Origin of the sequence: Nonomuraea diastatica (assembly GCF_004349015.1) — a bacterium.
Classification (GTDB): domain Bacteria; phylum Actinomycetota; class Actinomycetes; order Streptosporangiales; family Streptosporangiaceae; genus Nonomuraea; species Nonomuraea diastatica.
This window is the reverse complement of sequence record NZ_SMKP01000242.1, coordinates 1-13,949: the sequence shown is the minus strand read 5'-3', so window position 1 is coordinate 13,949 and position 13,949 is coordinate 1. Positions and strand designations below refer to the sequence as shown.

Here is a 13,949-nt window from a genome sequence, read left to right as displayed (position 1 = left end):
GGGTGGCAAGGAGCCCGCTCGGGCGGGGTGGCGAGGGTGCCTGGCCACCGACCCGCGCGCTGATCTACCCTTTGGAGGTGGACAGCGAGAGTCTGGCGGCGGCCGGGCTGCTGACGGCCCTGAACCGGGCGTCGGAGATTCTCGCGGAGTTACGTCATCCCTTCGTGAGAAGCGAGCGCTTCTCCTACTTCTTCCCTCCCGCGGGTGCCAGGACCGGCGCCACCTTCATCCTCCCCGACGGCCGCGAGGTGCGGTTCGAGGTGTCCATCGCCGCCTCGGGCGGAGCCTTCCACGTGGCGGGCGCGATCATGGCGGAGGGTGAGTCCCTGCTCGACCTGCCACGTAGGAGCCTGCCCGGCGTCTCCGACGCTCTCGCCGTGCTCGACGACTACGCGGGGGAGGTGGCGGCCCCGGCGGGACGGCTGATCGACCAGCTCCTCGACGAAGTTGTCTGATTGTCAGACAGTAAGGCAGAATGGCGGGCATGAGGAATGGACCGCTCGCCGTCGTCGGCGCGTCCGCGCTCTGGGGCACGGCGGGCACGGCCGGGCTGCTCGTCTCCGCCGACTCCGTGGCGCTGGCCGCCGCGCGGCTCGTCATCGGGGGCACGGCGCTCGCGCTCTACGCCGGAGCCGGTCTCAGGAGCGCGATCAGGCCGGGGCTCCTGCCGGCCGCCGCCGCGGTGGCCGTCTACCAGCTCTGCTTCTTCGCCTCGATCGGCCGCACCGGTGTGGCCATCGGGACGGTGGTCGCGATCGGCAGCGGGCCCGTCTTCACCGGGTTGCTCTCCTGGCTCCTGCACGGCCGCAGGCCGAGCGGGCGCTGGACCGTGGCGACCACGGCGGCCATCTGCGGATGCGCCGCGCTGATCGTCGGCGGCGGGGCGCAGGCGGGTGGGGAGGTGGTGTCGGGGGTGTTGTTCGCGCTGCTGGGCGGGCTGCTGTACGCCTTCTACACCGTCATGGCGGCCCGCGAGATCGGCCGGGGGGCCAGGCCGGACGCCGTGATGGGGGTGCTGTTCGGCGGGTCTGCGGTGATCATGTTGCCGATCCTGATGGCGAACGGGGTCGCCTGGCTGGGGGAGCCGCGCGGGCTGGCCGCCGTGCTCTATCTCGGGCTCGGCACCACCGCCCTGTCCTACCTCCTGTACGGCCGGGGCCTGCGCACCACCCCCGTGGCCACGGCCGCCACGCTGGCGCTGGCCGAGCCGTCCGTCGCGGCGCTGCTCGGCCTGGTCGTGCTGGGTGAGCGGCTGGCCGCGGTGTCGGTCGCCGGGCTCGTCCTGCTGGCCCTGAGCCTCGTCGCGGTGGCCGTACCGGAAAGAAGACGGGAAAGGGCGTTAGAGTCGCAGCCGTGACGTTGCCGCTCAGACCCGTCTCCACCGTGGGCGCGCTCGCCGACGCCCTGCGCAGCAGGGTGCTCTCCGGCGAGATCGCGCCCGGCACCCCGCTGCCCGAGCAGGAGATCGCCGCGTCCTACGGCGTGGCCAGGCCGACCGTGCGCGAGGCGCTGGCGACGCTGGTGCACGAGGGCCTGCTCAGGCGCGAGCGCAATCGCAGCGCCTATGTCCCGGAAGTGACGCTTGCTGATCTCGACGATCTCATGTACGTCCGGCGGCCGCTGGAGGACCTGATGGCCCAGGCGGTGGCCGGGCGGCGGGTGCCGGAGGCCGACGCGGCCCTGCACCGGATGGCCGCGCTCCCGGCCACGGCGCCGTGGTCGGAGAGCGTGGCCGAGCACATGGCGCTGCACGAGGCGCTGATCGAGGCGGTGGGGAGCCCCCGGCTCGAACGCCTCTACGGCGCCCTGGCCGCCGAGACCAGGCTCGGGCTGGTCCGGTTGCGCGAGGTCTACGAGGACAGGGAGGTGCTGGTGCGCGAGCACCGCGAGCTGCTCGACGCGATCGCCGAGGGGCCGCAGGACGCGGCGCGGGCGGCGGTGGCGGCGCATCTCAGCCACTCGTGGGGCGGTCGTCACCGCTGAGGCGCCTCGGAGTGACGAAAGCGTGCCCGGCAAACGCCCTCCATTGTGGACGAACCCTTGCGGGACCACCCTTGAACTCGCAAGAATCGCGCCCATGCACGGCAACGCGATGCCGGACTCCTACGTATACGTCACGGAAGAGGGCGTCACCCGTCACTACGCTGACGGTAGCGTCGAGGCCCTCGCCTGGGAGGACGTCGTCGAGGTCCGTGTCGTCACGGAGGCCGGCGAGGACGTCCTCTACATCCTGCTCGATCGCGACGGCGAAGGCTGCGTCGTGCCGCGTTCCGCCACGGACGCCACCTTTCTCGCCCGCCTGCGCTATCTGCCGGACTTCGACCTCGACCGGCTCACCCTGGCCGCCGACTCCACGCGTGACGGGGCGGTGGTCGTGTGGCGCAGCCCGGATCCGCCGTCCGCGCTGCCGGACCTGGAGTACGACTAGCGCAACCGGCTAGAAAATTCATGAGATTGTCGCCGTATTTCCTCGGTGCACTGCCACTTCTGGACCGTTCCGTCAAGCCTTCGCGCAGCTTAGCAATCGTCCGATTGTGGACATATGACGTTATTCCCCAGGGTCGAATCGATCTTTAATCTTTAGTGGGGGTCGCCGCCCTTGATTGTTCGAGGGACTTGTCAACCCATGTGGTGCAAGGAACGTCAAGTCCCCATAGGAAATCTGCTATATGGACTGCCACTACGGCCTGACCAGGGGAGATGCCGGTGCGGCAGTCTGATGAGCGGTTTCCTGTCGGGAGCAGCGGTGCACAGACTGTCAGGGTGGTGTTATGAGGGTGGGGACTGGGGAGTCCGCTGTCGTGCTCCTCGAGGCCGTACCACGCCGTGCGTCGAGCATCTGGACGCGGGCGTACCTGCGGCTCCTGTTATCCGGCGACACGATGTGCGTGCTGCTCGCGTGCGTCTGCGTGCTGGGTGTCCGGCTCGTCGCCGGCGTGTACATTCCGCCGGCCGAATATCTGCTGGGTTTCGGCCTCGTCGTCGCCTGGCCCGTCGCGCTCATGATGGGCGGCGCCTACCGCCAGCGTGCCAACGGCGAGGGCACCGACGAGTTCAAGGCCGTCTTCAACAGCGGTGCCGGGCTGATGGCCACGGTCGCCATCATGGCCTATGCCACGCAGACCACGATCGCGCGTAGTTTCGTCATGGCGATGTTGCCGCTCGCGCTGCTCGCCACGCTCTATTTCCGCTATCGCATGCGCAAGCGTCTTCACCGGAGGAGAGCGGTGGGCGACTACATGCGCCAGGTGGTCGCGGTTGGGCATCGGGAATCGATTCTCGACCTCGTGATGCAGTTCAGGCGCCAGCCCTATCACGGAATGCACGTGGTGGGAGCCTGCCTTCCCGAGGGCGGCATGGACGTCGACCTGGATGGTGTCCCGGTGCTGGGCTCGTTCGGCGACGTGGCGAGCGTGGTGGAGCGCGAGAAGGCCGACGCCGTGGCCGTGCTGGCCTGCCCGGAGCTGGACGGGGCGGCGCTGCGCAGGCTGGCCTGGAGCCTGGAGACCGCGCGAACCGACCTCTTCGTCGCGCCCGCGCTCCTCGACGTGGCCGGGCCGCGCATCAGCATCAGGCCGGTGGCCGGGATGCCGCTGCTGCACGTGGAGCATCCGGAGTTCGACGGCACGAAGCAGCTCGTCAAGACCGTGTTCGACCGGCTCGTCGCCGGGACCGCGCTGTTGCTGCTCGCCCTGCCGCTGCTGGCGATCGCGCTGGTGATCCGGCTGACGAGCCCGGGGCCTGCGCTGTTCTTCCAGGTCAGGGTCGGCAAAGGCGGCGAAGAATTCCGCGTCGTGAAATTTCGTACGATGGTGGCCGATGCGGAGCAGCGTAAACGTGCACTTCTCGACGCGAACGAGTTCGACGGAGTGCTCTTCAAGATAAGGAACGATCCAAGGGTCACCCGGGTAGGCGCCTTCCTGCGCCGATACTCGCTCGACGAGCTGCCCCAGCTGCTCAACGTCATCCGGGGCGAGATGTCCCTCGTCGGCCCGCGCCCGCCGCTGCCGGAAGAGGTGGGCAAGTACGGAGCCGACGTCCGCCGCCGCCTGGTGGTCAAACCGGGCATGACCGGGCTCTGGCAGGTCAGCGGCCGCTCCGACCTGACGTGGGAGGAGTCCGTACGCCTCGACCTGCGGTATGTGGAGAATTGGTCGCTCATCCTCGACCTGCAGATCCTCTGGAAGACCTGGTCCGTCGTCACCCGTGGAGAAGGGGCTTATTAGCGTGAAAGCACTCGTGCTCGCCGGAGGGTCGGGCACACGGCTGCGGCCCATCACGCACACCTCGGCCAAGCAACTCGTGCCGGTCGCCGGCAAACCGGTCCTGTTCTACGGCCTGGAGGCGATCGCGGCGGCGGGGATCACCGAGCTCGGCATGGTGGTCGGCGACACCCAGGCCGAGATCGAGGCGGCCGTGGGCGACGGGTCGGCGTTCGGGCTGCAGGTGACGTACCTGCGGCAGGAGGCGCCGCTCGGGCTGGCCCACGGCGTGCTGATCGCCCGCGACTTCCTGGGCGACGACGACTTCGTCATGTACCTGGGCGACAACTTCATCGTGGGCGGCATCACCGACCTGGTCGCCCGGTTCACCCGCGAGCGGCCCGCCGCCCAGATCATGCTCACCGAGGTCGGCGACCCGCGCCAGTTCGGCGTGGCCGAGCTCGACGCCGGAGGACGCGTCGTCGGCCTGGAGGAGAAGCCCGAGCGCCCCAAGAGCGATCTGGCGCTGGTCGGCGTCTACCTGTTCAGTCCGGCGGTGCACGCGGCGGTGGCGGAGCTGAAGCCGTCGTGGCGGGGCGAGCTGGAGATCACCGACGCCATCCAGTGGCTCATCGAGGCGGGGCTGCGCGTCGAGTCATCGGTGATCACCGGCTACTGGAAGGACACCGGCAATGTCACCGACATGCTGGAGGTCAACCGGCTGGTGCTGGAGTCGGTCGAGCCGCGCGTGAGCGGGCACGTGGACGCGGCCAGCGACCTGGTGGGCCGGGTCGTGGTCGAGCCGGGCGCGGTGGTCGAGCGTTCGCGGGTGGTCGGTCCGGCGATCATCGGCGGCGGCGCGCGGATCCGCGACAGCTACGTCGGCCCGTTCACCTCCATCGGCGCGTCGTGCACGATCACCGGCAGCGAGATCGAATATTCGATCGTGCTGCCCAGGGCCTCCATCGCGGGGGTGGGCCGGATCGAGTGGTCGCTGATCGGTCACGACGTCGAGGTCACTCCCGCGCCCCACACACCCAGAGCCCACCGTCTCGTGCTGGGCGATCACAGCAAGGTGCAGATCAGTTCTTGACATCCTCCCCCTCGTATACGAGGGGGATTCCCACGGTCACCCGTGAGGGTTCCTGCTTCACCGCCGGTTGCCCCGTCCGAGAGGACTCTCGTTGAGGTCTTACACCAGCTCCACAGGCGTTTCAGCTCTCCGCCAGCCCGGCGGCGAGCACGTTCTTGGCCGCGTTCACGTCCCTGTCGTGGACCGCGCCGCATGTGCATTCCCATGCGCGGACATTCAACGGCATCTTGTCTCGCAGGATTCCGCATGCCGAGCACAGCTTCGACGACGGGAACCAGCGGTCAACTGCGATGACGGTCCGCCCGTACCGGGCAGTCCTGTACTCCAGCATGGATCGCATCTCCCGCCACGAGGCGCCGGAGATGGCGCGGGCCAGCGAGCGGTTCTTGACCATGTTGCGGACGGTCGGGTCTTCCACGGCGATCACTTGGTTCTCGCGAACAAGCCGTGTCGTGACCTTGTGCAGATGGTCCCTTCTGCGGTCGGTGATCCGGGCGTAGGCGCGGGCCACCTTCAGCCGGGCCCTGGCCCGGTTGTTCGACCCCTTCTCCTTGCGGGCGAATGCCTGCTGCGCCTTGGCCAGCTTGCGTCGGTCGCGGCACCCATACTTCGGGTTGAAGATCTTCTCGCCGGTGGACAGTGTGGCCAGCGCCGTGATCCCGGCGTCGATCCCCACGTTCGCCTCGACGGGCGGGAGTGGACTGATCCCCTCCTCGACCAGGATCGACACGAACCAGCGAGCGGCCGCGTCTTTCGACACGGTGACCGTGGACGGTTCCGCACCATCAGGCAGAGGACGCGACCACACGATCGCCAAAGGCGCGTCCATCTTCGCCAGCGTCAACTGGCCGTCACGCCAGCGGATCGCCGACCGCGTGTACTCGGCCGACAGGCGCGACTTCTTCCTGCTCCTGAACGTTGGGTACTTCGCGCGCTTGGCGAAGAAGTTCGCGAACCCCGCCTGAAGATGGCGAAGCGCCTGCTGAAGAGGGACCGACGACACCTCGGACAGGAAGTCGAACTCGCCGCTGCGCTTCCACTCCGTAAGACGCGCGGACGACTCCACGTAGGAGACGCGACGCCCTTCGAGCGCATAGGCGCGGCTGCGTTTTTCCAGGGCTTTGTTGTGCACGAGGCGGACGCAACCGAACGTCCGGGCAAGCTCGGAGGCTTGCCCGGGGGTCGGATGGAAGCGGTACTTGCAGGCCCGCTTCACCATCTGCGCCATGCCTCACATCATATCGTAAGATCAGGTAAGGATCGCGCGTGCGTTCGACAAGGCGGTCGGCTTAGCAGCGAATCGCCTGCCCCTGTCATGCTCCGCAGGGGTCCGATTCCTCCCCCGCCTGAAGGCGAGGGATTCCTCGGAGGCATCCGATGAGAATTCTGGTGACGGGTGGGGCCGGGTTCATCGGCTCCCACTTCGTGCGCGGCCTCCCAGGGGCGTCGGTGACCGTGCTGGACAAGCTCACCTACGCCGGCCGGCGCGCCAACCTGGAGGGGGCGGCACACACGTTCGTGCACGGCGACATCTGCGACGCCGGCCTGCTGGCCGAGGTCGTGCCCGGCCACGACGTGGTGGTGAACTTCGCCGCCGAGTCCCACGTGGACCGGTCGATCGAGGGGGCGTCCGAGTTCGTGCGCAGCAACGTGCTGGGCACGCAGACGCTGCTGCAGGCGTGCCTGGAGGCCGGGGTGGCCAAGGTGGTGCAGGTGTCGACCGACGAGGTGTACGGCACGATCGAGTCCGGCTCCTGGACCGAGGACGCGCCGCTGGCGCCGCGCTCGCCGTACGCGGCCTCCAAGGCGGGCGCCGACCTGATCGCCCGCTCCTACGCGGTCACGTACGGGCTGGACGTCTCCATCACCCGGTGCGGCAACAACTACGGGCCCCGCCAGTATCCCGAGAAGATCATCCCGCTGTTCGTCACGCGGCTGCTGCGCGGCGCGACCGTCCCGTTGTACGGCGACGGCGGCAACGTGCGCGACTGGATCCACGTCAAGGACCACTGCGCGGGCATCCGCCTGGTGATGGACAAGGGCGAGCCCGGCGAGGTCTACCACATCGCGGGCACGGCCGAGCTGACCAACCTGGAGCTGGCCGGCCGCCTGCTTGAGGCCTGCGGCCAGGGCTGGGACCTGGTCGAGTACGTCGAGGACCGCAAGGGCCACGACCGGAGATATTCGCTCGACGACGCGAAGCTGCGTGCCCTGGGTTACCGGCGGGAGATCCCGTTCGAGCAGGGGCTGAAGGACACCGTGCGCTGGTATGCCGGGCACCGGGGCTGGTGGGCGGCTTGACAGGAGGCGTCATGAGATGGCTCATCACGGGCGCGGGCGGCATGCTGGCCACCGACGTGCTCGACCGTACGGCGCTGACCGGCGACCCGGTGGTGGCGCTCGCCCGGAGCGAGCTGGACCTGCGCGACCGGCGCGCGGTGCGCGACTTCGTGTGCGCCTACCGGCCCCGAGCAGTGATCAACTGCGCGGGGTGGACCGCCGTGGACGAGGCCGAGTCGCGTGAGGCGGAGGCGCTGGCGATCAACGGGCACGCGGTGCGCTGGCTGGCCGAGGCGTGCGACCAGACCGGGGCTCGGCTGGTGCACGTGTCGACCGACTACGTCTTCGACGGCGCGAGCGCGGCGCCGTACCAGGAGGATGCGGTCACCGGGCCGGTGAACGCCTACGGGCGGACCAAGCTGGCAGGGGAGCGCGCGGCGCTGGAGCACGGCCAGTACGTCGTGCGGACCGCCTGGTTGTACGGCGCGGCCGGCACCGACTTCGTCCGGACCATGGTCAGGCTGGCCGGCGAGCGGCCGTTCGTGGACGTGGTCGACGACCAGCGCGGGCAGCCGACGTGGGCGGCCGACCTGGCCGACTTCCTGGTGCGGCTGGCGCAGTCGGACCTGCCGCCCGGCGTCTACCACGGCACCTGCTCGGGCGAGACGACGTGGTACGGCCTGGCCAAGGAGATCTTCACGCTGCTCGGCGCGGACCCCGGGCGGGTGCGGCCGGTGACCAGCGCCGACTACCCGCGCCCGGCGCGGCGTCCGGCCAACAGCGTGCTCGCCTGCACCAGAGCCGAGCCGCTGCGCCACTGGCGGGCGGCGCTGCACGCGGCCTGGCCGGTCATCGCCGCGAATGCGGGGCCTCAATGCAACGTGGCGTAGAACTCCTGGCAGGCGCGATAGTCGGGCAGCAGCCCGGCCGCGAGCGCCTCGTCGAGCGAGGGAGCCTTGGCGTCCTTCTCCGACAACACGGGCCGCACCTCGGCCGGCCAGCCGATCGCGAGCGCCGGGTCGAGCGGGTGGACCCCGTGCTCCCGGCCCGGCGCGTACGGCTGCGAGCACAGGTAGACCACCGTGGCCTGCTCGCTGAGCGCCATGAACGCGTGCCCGAGCCCTTCGGCGACGAGCATGCCGCACCGCGTGCGGTCGTCGAGCGTCCGTGCCTCCCAGCGGCCGAACGTGGGCGAGCCCGCCCGCAGGTCGGCGACCACGTCGAGGACGCTGCCCGACACGCACATCACGTACTTCGCCTGGCCGGGCGGCACGTCGGCGAAGTGCACGCCCCGGAGCACCCCACGGCCGGACACCGAGCAGTTGACCTGGGCGAGGTCGAAGCGCCGCGGGAGGTCGGCCGCGCGGAACGCCTCAAGGAACGAGCCACGGGGGTCGGTGTGGACGCGCGGCGTGTGCAGCCACGCGCCGTCGATGCCGAGGGGATCCATGGGAGCGAAATACCCAAATTTGGAGCGTGCGAATGACCTCTTGCCGTTTATGCGGCTCCACCGACATGACCGGCGTCGTGGACCTGGGGGCGACACCCCCCTGCGAGCGTGTCCTCACCGCCGGCCAGCTCGACGAGCCGGAGCTCACCTATCCGCTGCATCTGCGCGTGTGCACGTCGTGCTGGCTGGCGCAGATCCCGCCGCTGATCTCCCCCGAGGAGACCTTCACCGACTACGCCTACTTCTCCTCCTACTCCACCTCGTGGGTGGAGCACGCCCGCTCCTTCGTGGCCGGGCTCGACCTCGGGCCGGGATCCTTCGTGGTCGAGGTGGCCAGCAACGACGGTTACCTGCTGCGCCACGTGGTCGAGAGGGGGGTGCGCTGCCTGGGCATCGAGCCGTCGGTGAACGTGGGCGCGGCGGCGAGGGAACGCGGCGTGCCGACGGTGACGGCGTTCCTCACGCCGGAGAGCGCTCGGGCTGTCGTGCGGGAGCACGGGCGCGCGGACCACGTCGTGGCCAACAACGTCTACGCGCACATCCCCGACGTGATCGGCTTCACCGAGGGGCTGCGCACGCTGGTCGCCGACGACGGGCTGGTCACCATCGAGGTGCAGCACCTGCTCACGCTGATCGAGCGCAACCAGTACGACACGATCTACCACGAGCACTTCCAGTACTACACCGTCGCCTCGGCGCAGCGGGCGCTGGCGAGCGGCGGCCTGGCGGTGGTGGACGTCGAGCTGCTGGACACCCACGGCGGCTCCATCCGGCTGCAGGCCAGGCCGTCGGAGGCCGGCGTCGCGCCGTCGCCGCGCGTGGCCGACGTCCTGGCCCTGGAGAAGGCGGCCGGGCTGCACGAGATCGCGGGCTACGCCGAGTTCGCGAGGCGGGTGGCCGGGGTCCGGCGTGACCTGCTGCGCTTCCTCGTCGGCGCCGCCGACGCGGGCCACACCGTCGTCGGGTACGGCGCCCCCGGCAAGGGCAACACCCTGCTCAACCACTGCGGTGTCCGGCCCGACCTGCTCGCCTACACGGTGGACCGCAACCCGTACAAACACGGCAAGTTCACGCCGGGCGCCCGCATCCCGATCTTCCCGCCGGACCGGATCGCGGCGGACCGGCCGGACTACGTCCTCGTCCTGCCGTGGAACCTGCGCGACGAGCTGGTCGAGCAGCTCGCGTACGTCCATGACTGGGGTGGCCGGCTGGTCTTCCCCATCCCCACGTTGGAGGTCGTGTGAAGGTCGTCCTCTTCTGCGGTGGATACGGCACCCGGATGCGCACCGGGGCGCCGGGCGACGTGCCCAAGCCCATGCAGCTCGTCGGCCCGAGGCCGCTGCTCTGGCACGTCATGCGCTACTACGCGCACTTCGGTCACAAGGAGTTCGTGCTCTGCCTCGGCTACGGCGCGGAGCACATCAAGAGCTTCTTCCTCACGTACGAGGAGACCGCCTCCAACGACTTCGTGTTGCGCGGCGGCGACATCGAGCTGCTGGGCAGCGACATCTCCGACTGGACGGTCTCCTTCGTCCACACCGGGATCGAGTCGTCGATCGGCGAGCGGCTGCGCCGCGTGCGCGACCATCTCGACGGAGACGAGATGTTCCTGGCGAACTACGCGGACGTGCTCACGGACGCGCCGCTGCCGGAGATCATCGACAGGTTCGCCAGGTCGGACGCGGGCGGCTCGCTGATGGCCGTGCCCCCGCCGGGCACCTTCCACTGCGTCGGGATCACCCCGGACGGGCTGGTCGACCAGATCACGGCGGTCACCGAGATGCCGTTATGGGTCAACGGCGGATATTTCGTGTTACGCCAGGAAATTTTCGACCACATCCCGGAGAACGGCGACCTGCTCGTCGACGGGTGCAAGGAGCTGGCCAAGCGCGGACGGCTGCTCGCCTTCCCGTACCGCGGCTACTGGCGGCCCACCGACACCGTCAACCAGCGGATCGAGCTCGACCGCGCCTACGCGCGCGGCGACCGGCCGTGGGCCCTGTGGGAGCGCACGGCATGAACCGGCTCGTGCCCACCGGGCTGCGCAGGGTCGCCGCGCTGGCCGCGCACTGCGACGACATCGTCATCGGCGCCGGCGGCACCCTGCTCGCCATCTGCACGTCCCACCCGGGCGTGCAGGTCGACGTCCTGGTGTTGTCGGGCGGCGGCACCGAGCGCGAGCACGAGGAGCGGGCGGCGCTGGCCGCCTTCTGCCCCGGCGCGGACCTGCGGATCACGGTGGCCAAGGTGCCCGACGGGCGGCTGCCCGCCCACTGGGACGAGGCCAAGACGGCGGTGGAGGAGCTGCGCCTGCGCACCGAATCCGACCTGATCTTCGCGCCCCACGCCGGCGACGCCCACCAGGACCACAGAGGACTGGCGCGACTGGTGCCCACCGCCTTCCGCGACCACCTCACGCTCGGCTACGAGATCCTCAAATGGGACGGCGATCTCGGCCGCCCCAACGCGTACCAGCCGCTCGACCTCGCGCTCGCCGAGCGCAAGGTCGCCCTGCTGTGGGAGCACTACCCGTCACAACGCCGGCGCACCTGGTTCGACAGGGAGGCGTTCCTCGGACTCGCCAGGATCCGCGGCGTCCAATGCCACGCACGCTACGCCGAGGCCTTCTACCTCGACAAACTCTCGCTCGACCTAGCAGGAGGCTGAAACGACATGCGTGTCCTACTCACCGGGCACCAGGGCTACCTCGGCACCGTCATGGCCCGGCGGCTGGCCGGGGCGGATCACGAGGTGACCGGCCTGGACTCCGGGTTGTTCGCCGCCTGCGTGCTCGGCCCGGCGCCCGCCGACCCGCCCGGCCACCGGCTCGACCTGCGCGACGTACGAGCGGACCTGCTGGAAGGCGTCGACGCGGTCATCCACCTCGCCGCGCTCTCCAACGACCCGCTCGGCGCGCTCGCGCCCGAGCTGACCTACGCCATCAACCACCACGCCTCCGTACGGCTGGCCAGGCTGGCCCGCGACGCCGGCGTGCGCCGCTTCCTGTACGCCTCCACGTGCTCGGTGTACGGCGCCACCGGCGGGGACGACCTGCTCGGCGAAGACGCCCCGCTACGGCCCGTCACCCCGTACGCCGAGTCCAAGGTCCGGGTCGAGGACGAGCTGGTGGAGCTGGCCGACGACTGTTTCACCCCGGTTTTCCTGCGCAACGCGACCGCGTTCGGGTTCTCGCCGCGGCTGCGGGCCGACATCGTGCTCAACAACCTCGTCGGCCACGCCCACCTGACCGGTGAGGTGCGGGTGTTGTCCGACGGAACCCCGTGGCGGCCGCTCGTCCACGTGGCCGACATCGCCGACGCCTTCGTGGCCATGCTCGACGCCCCCCGCGAGGCCGTGCACGCCAGGGCGTTCAACGTCGGCGGCGAGCAGAACAACCTCACCGTGGCCGACATCGCCGGGCACGTCGTGGAGGCGGTGCCCGGCTCGCGGCTGCTCATCACGGGCGAGACCGGGGCCGACCCGCGCTCGTACCGGGTGGACTTCTCCCGGATCAGGCGGGCGCTGCCCGGGTTCCACGCCCGCTGGACGGTCAAGGCGGGCGCGGTCGAGCTGGCCGAGGCCTACCGGTCCCACGGGCTGACGGAAGCCGGCTTCCGCCGGCGGTTCACCAGGCTCGCCTGGCTGGCCGAGCGGCGGGAGCGCGGCACGGTCTCCGCGGAGCTGCGGCCGTGACGGGAGAGGAGATGCACGCCCTGGTGGCGCGGCTCTACCCGCTGTGCCGCTCCATCACGGGCGACGGCGTGCGGGCCACGCTGGACATCGTCGGCGAGCACCTGGACCTGGACGTCCACGAGGTGCCGACGGGCACGCCGGTGCTCGACTGGACGATTCCCCAGGAGTGGAACGTCCGCGACGCCTTCATCATGGACGCCGCGGGCAACAGAGTCGTCGACTTCCGGCGCTCAAACCTGCACGTCGTCGGCTACAGCGTCCCGGTGTCGGCCACCATGACGCTGACGGAGCTGCGGCCCCACCTGCACACGCTGCCCGAGCAGCCCGGCCTGGTCCCCTACCGCACCAGTTACTACGCCGAGACGTGGGGGTTCTGCCTCAGCCGGCACACGCTCGACGGCCTCGGCGAGGGGCCGTACGAGGTGGTGATCGACTCGACGCTGGCCGACGGGCACCTGACGTACGCCGAGCACGTGGTGCGCGGGCGCACGACGGACGAAGTGCTCATCTCGTGCCACACGTGCCACCCGTCGCTGGCCAACGACAACCTCGCCGCCATCGCCGTCGCGACCGCGCTGGCCTCCCGGCTGGAGCGACCGCGCCTCACGTACCGCTTCGTGTTCGCGCCCGGCACGATCGGCGCCATCACCTGGCTGGCGCGCAACCGCGACCGCGTCTCCAGGATCAGGCACGGGCTGACGCTGGCCTGCGCCGGCGACCGCGGCCCGCTCACCTACAAGCGCAGCAGGCGCGGGAACGCCGGCATCGACCGGGCGATGGCCCACGTGCTGCGGGACCGGCCGCACACGATCACGGACTTCTCGCCGTACGGCTACGACGAGCGCCAATACTGCTCGCCCGGCTTCGACCTGCCCGTTGGCAGCCTCACCAGGACGCCGTACGCGGGCTACCCGGAATACCACACCTCGGGCGACGACCTGGGCTTCGTCTCTCCGGAGTCCATGGCCGACACGCTGGAGGCGCTGTGGTCGGCCGTGGAGGTGCTGGAGGGCGACGGCCGCTACCTGAACCTGAGCCCGTACGGCGAGCCGCAACTCGGCCGCCGCGGCCTGTACGGATCTCTCGGCGGGCGGAGCGACACGAAACAGGCGCAGATGGCGATGTTGTGGGTGCTGAACCTGTCGGACGGCGCGCACAGCCTGCTGGACGTCGCCGACCGGTCCGGCCTGCCCTTCCGCGTGGTGGCCGAGGCGGCGGGGGCGCTGGGGGC

At 70.2% G+C, this 13,949-nt stretch carries 14 protein-coding genes and 1 pseudogene; 13 read left to right on the top strand and 2 right to left on the bottom strand.

The genetic code is table 11. The features are described from left to right. From E1294_RS46940 to E1294_RS46915, 6 genes are all read left to right on the top strand, one after another. The coding region (locus tag E1294_RS46940) for a hypothetical protein (RefSeq protein ID WP_220448341.1) at positions 1-455 on the top strand (455 nt) is incomplete at its 5' end. A 29-nt stretch (positions 456-484) separates the two neighbouring features. Continuing rightward, complete coding sequence (locus E1294_RS46935) at positions 485-1,357, top strand: DMT family transporter (protein WP_132518448.1); 873 nt, start codon at positions 485-487, stop codon at positions 1,355-1,357. Then, entirely contained in the window at positions 1,354-1,983 is a 630-nt protein-coding gene (locus E1294_RS46930; protein WP_132518446.1) for a GntR family transcriptional regulator, read from the top strand. Before E1294_RS46935 ends, E1294_RS46930 begins: the two co-directional genes overlap by 4 nt. 94 nt (positions 1,984-2,077) lie before the next feature. Continuing rightward, positions 2,078-2,428 carry a hypothetical protein gene (locus E1294_RS46925; RefSeq protein ID WP_132518444.1) on the top strand — a complete coding sequence of 117 codons (351 nt, stop codon included), beginning with the start codon at positions 2,078-2,080 and terminating at the stop codon, positions 2,426-2,428. A gap of 343 nt (positions 2,429-2,771) precedes the next feature. After that, positions 2,772-4,226 carry a sugar transferase gene (locus E1294_RS46920; protein ID WP_132518442.1) on the top strand — a complete coding sequence of 485 codons (1,455 nt, stop codon included), beginning with the start codon at positions 2,772-2,774 and terminating at the stop codon, positions 4,224-4,226. A gap of 1 nt (position 4,227) precedes the next feature. Continuing rightward, the gene (locus E1294_RS46915) at positions 4,228-5,295 is read left to right on the top strand and encodes a glucose-1-phosphate thymidylyltransferase (protein WP_132518440.1); all 1,068 of its coding nucleotides are present in this window, start codon (positions 4,228-4,230) and stop codon (positions 5,293-5,295) included. Here E1294_RS46915 and E1294_RS46910 read toward each other — a convergent pair. Then, a pseudogene (locus tag E1294_RS46910) lies at positions 5,285-6,523 on the bottom strand (RNA-guided endonuclease InsQ/TnpB family protein). The gene E1294_RS46915 and the pseudogene E1294_RS46910 sit on opposite strands and share 11 nt — an antisense overlap. Positions 6,524-6,672: 149 nt before the next feature. Between E1294_RS46910 and rfbB the strand changes: the two are divergent. Together rfbB and rfbD are read left to right on the top strand one after the other, a co-directional pair. Beyond that, on the top strand, positions 6,673-7,596 hold the full coding sequence (rfbB, locus tag E1294_RS46905) for a dTDP-glucose 4,6-dehydratase (protein WP_132518436.1): 924 nt from the start codon (positions 6,673-6,675) through the stop codon (positions 7,594-7,596). Between the two features lie 11 nt (positions 7,597-7,607). Beyond that, positions 7,608-8,465 (top strand): dTDP-4-dehydrorhamnose reductase, encoded by an 858-nt coding sequence (gene rfbD / locus E1294_RS46900; RefSeq protein WP_132518434.1) that lies wholly within the window; start codon positions 7,608-7,610, stop codon positions 8,463-8,465. On the opposite strand, the gene E1294_RS46895 is transcribed toward rfbD, so the two are convergent. Further along, positions 8,447-9,025: a dTDP-4-dehydrorhamnose 3,5-epimerase family protein gene (locus tag E1294_RS46895; protein ID WP_132518432.1), complete on the bottom strand. Its 579-nt coding sequence runs from the start codon at positions 9,023-9,025 to the stop codon at positions 8,447-8,449. The genes rfbD and E1294_RS46895 overlap by 19 nt on opposite strands. A 32-nt stretch (positions 9,026-9,057) precedes the next feature. Here E1294_RS46895 and E1294_RS46890 point away from each other — a divergent pair, with 32 nt between their 5' ends. The 5 genes from E1294_RS46890 to E1294_RS46870 all read left to right on the top strand — a co-directional run. Beyond that, positions 9,058-10,269 carry a class I SAM-dependent methyltransferase gene (locus E1294_RS46890; protein WP_132518454.1) on the top strand — a complete coding sequence of 404 codons (1,212 nt, stop codon included), beginning with the start codon at positions 9,058-9,060 and terminating at the stop codon, positions 10,267-10,269. Beyond that, on the top strand, positions 10,266-11,045 hold the full coding sequence (locus E1294_RS46885) for a glycosyltransferase family protein (RefSeq protein WP_132518430.1): 780 nt from the start codon (positions 10,266-10,268) through the stop codon (positions 11,043-11,045). Before E1294_RS46890 ends, E1294_RS46885 begins: the two co-directional genes overlap by 4 nt. Then, positions 11,042-11,692 carry a PIG-L deacetylase family protein gene (locus E1294_RS46880; protein WP_132518428.1) on the top strand — a complete coding sequence of 217 codons (651 nt, stop codon included), beginning with the start codon at positions 11,042-11,044 and terminating at the stop codon, positions 11,690-11,692. Before E1294_RS46885 ends, E1294_RS46880 begins: the two co-directional genes overlap by 4 nt. Positions 11,693-11,698: 6 nt before the next feature. Beyond that, on the top strand, positions 11,699-12,718 hold the full coding sequence (locus E1294_RS46875; RefSeq protein WP_132518426.1) for an NAD-dependent epimerase/dehydratase family protein: 1,020 nt from the start codon (positions 11,699-11,701) through the stop codon (positions 12,716-12,718). Beyond that, positions 12,715-13,949: DUF4910 domain-containing protein (locus tag E1294_RS46870; protein WP_220448340.1), on the top strand; the 1,235-nt coding region annotated here is incomplete at its 3' end. The genes E1294_RS46875 and E1294_RS46870, both read left to right, overlap by 4 nt.

Bases quoted from the DNA above. Each gene is read 5' to 3' on its own strand.
- E1294_RS46935 (WP_132518448.1), top strand. From the start codon at position 485: ATGAGGAATGGACCGCTCGCCGTCGTCGGCGCGTCCGCGCTCTGGGGC.
- rfbD (WP_132518434.1), top strand. From the start codon at position 7,608: ATGAGATGGCTCATCACGGGCGCGGGCGGCATGCTGGCCACCGACGTG.
- rfbB (WP_132518436.1), top strand. From the start codon at position 6,673: ATGAGAATTCTGGTGACGGGTGGGGCCGGGTTCATCGGCTCCCACTTC.
- E1294_RS46880 (WP_132518428.1), top strand. From the start codon at position 11,042: ATGAACCGGCTCGTGCCCACCGGGCTGCGCAGGGTCGCCGCGCTGGCC.
- E1294_RS46895 (WP_132518432.1), bottom strand. From the start codon at position 9,025: ATGGATCCCCTCGGCATCGACGGCGCGTGGCTGCACACGCCGCGCGTC.
- E1294_RS46925 (WP_132518444.1), top strand. From the start codon at position 2,078: ATGCACGGCAACGCGATGCCGGACTCCTACGTATACGTCACGGAAGAG.
- E1294_RS46920 (WP_132518442.1), top strand. From the start codon at position 2,772: ATGAGGGTGGGGACTGGGGAGTCCGCTGTCGTGCTCCTCGAGGCCGTA.
- E1294_RS46875 (WP_132518426.1), top strand. From the start codon at position 11,699: ATGCGTGTCCTACTCACCGGGCACCAGGGCTACCTCGGCACCGTCATG.
- E1294_RS46890 (WP_132518454.1), top strand. From the start codon at position 9,058: ATGACCTCTTGCCGTTTATGCGGCTCCACCGACATGACCGGCGTCGTG.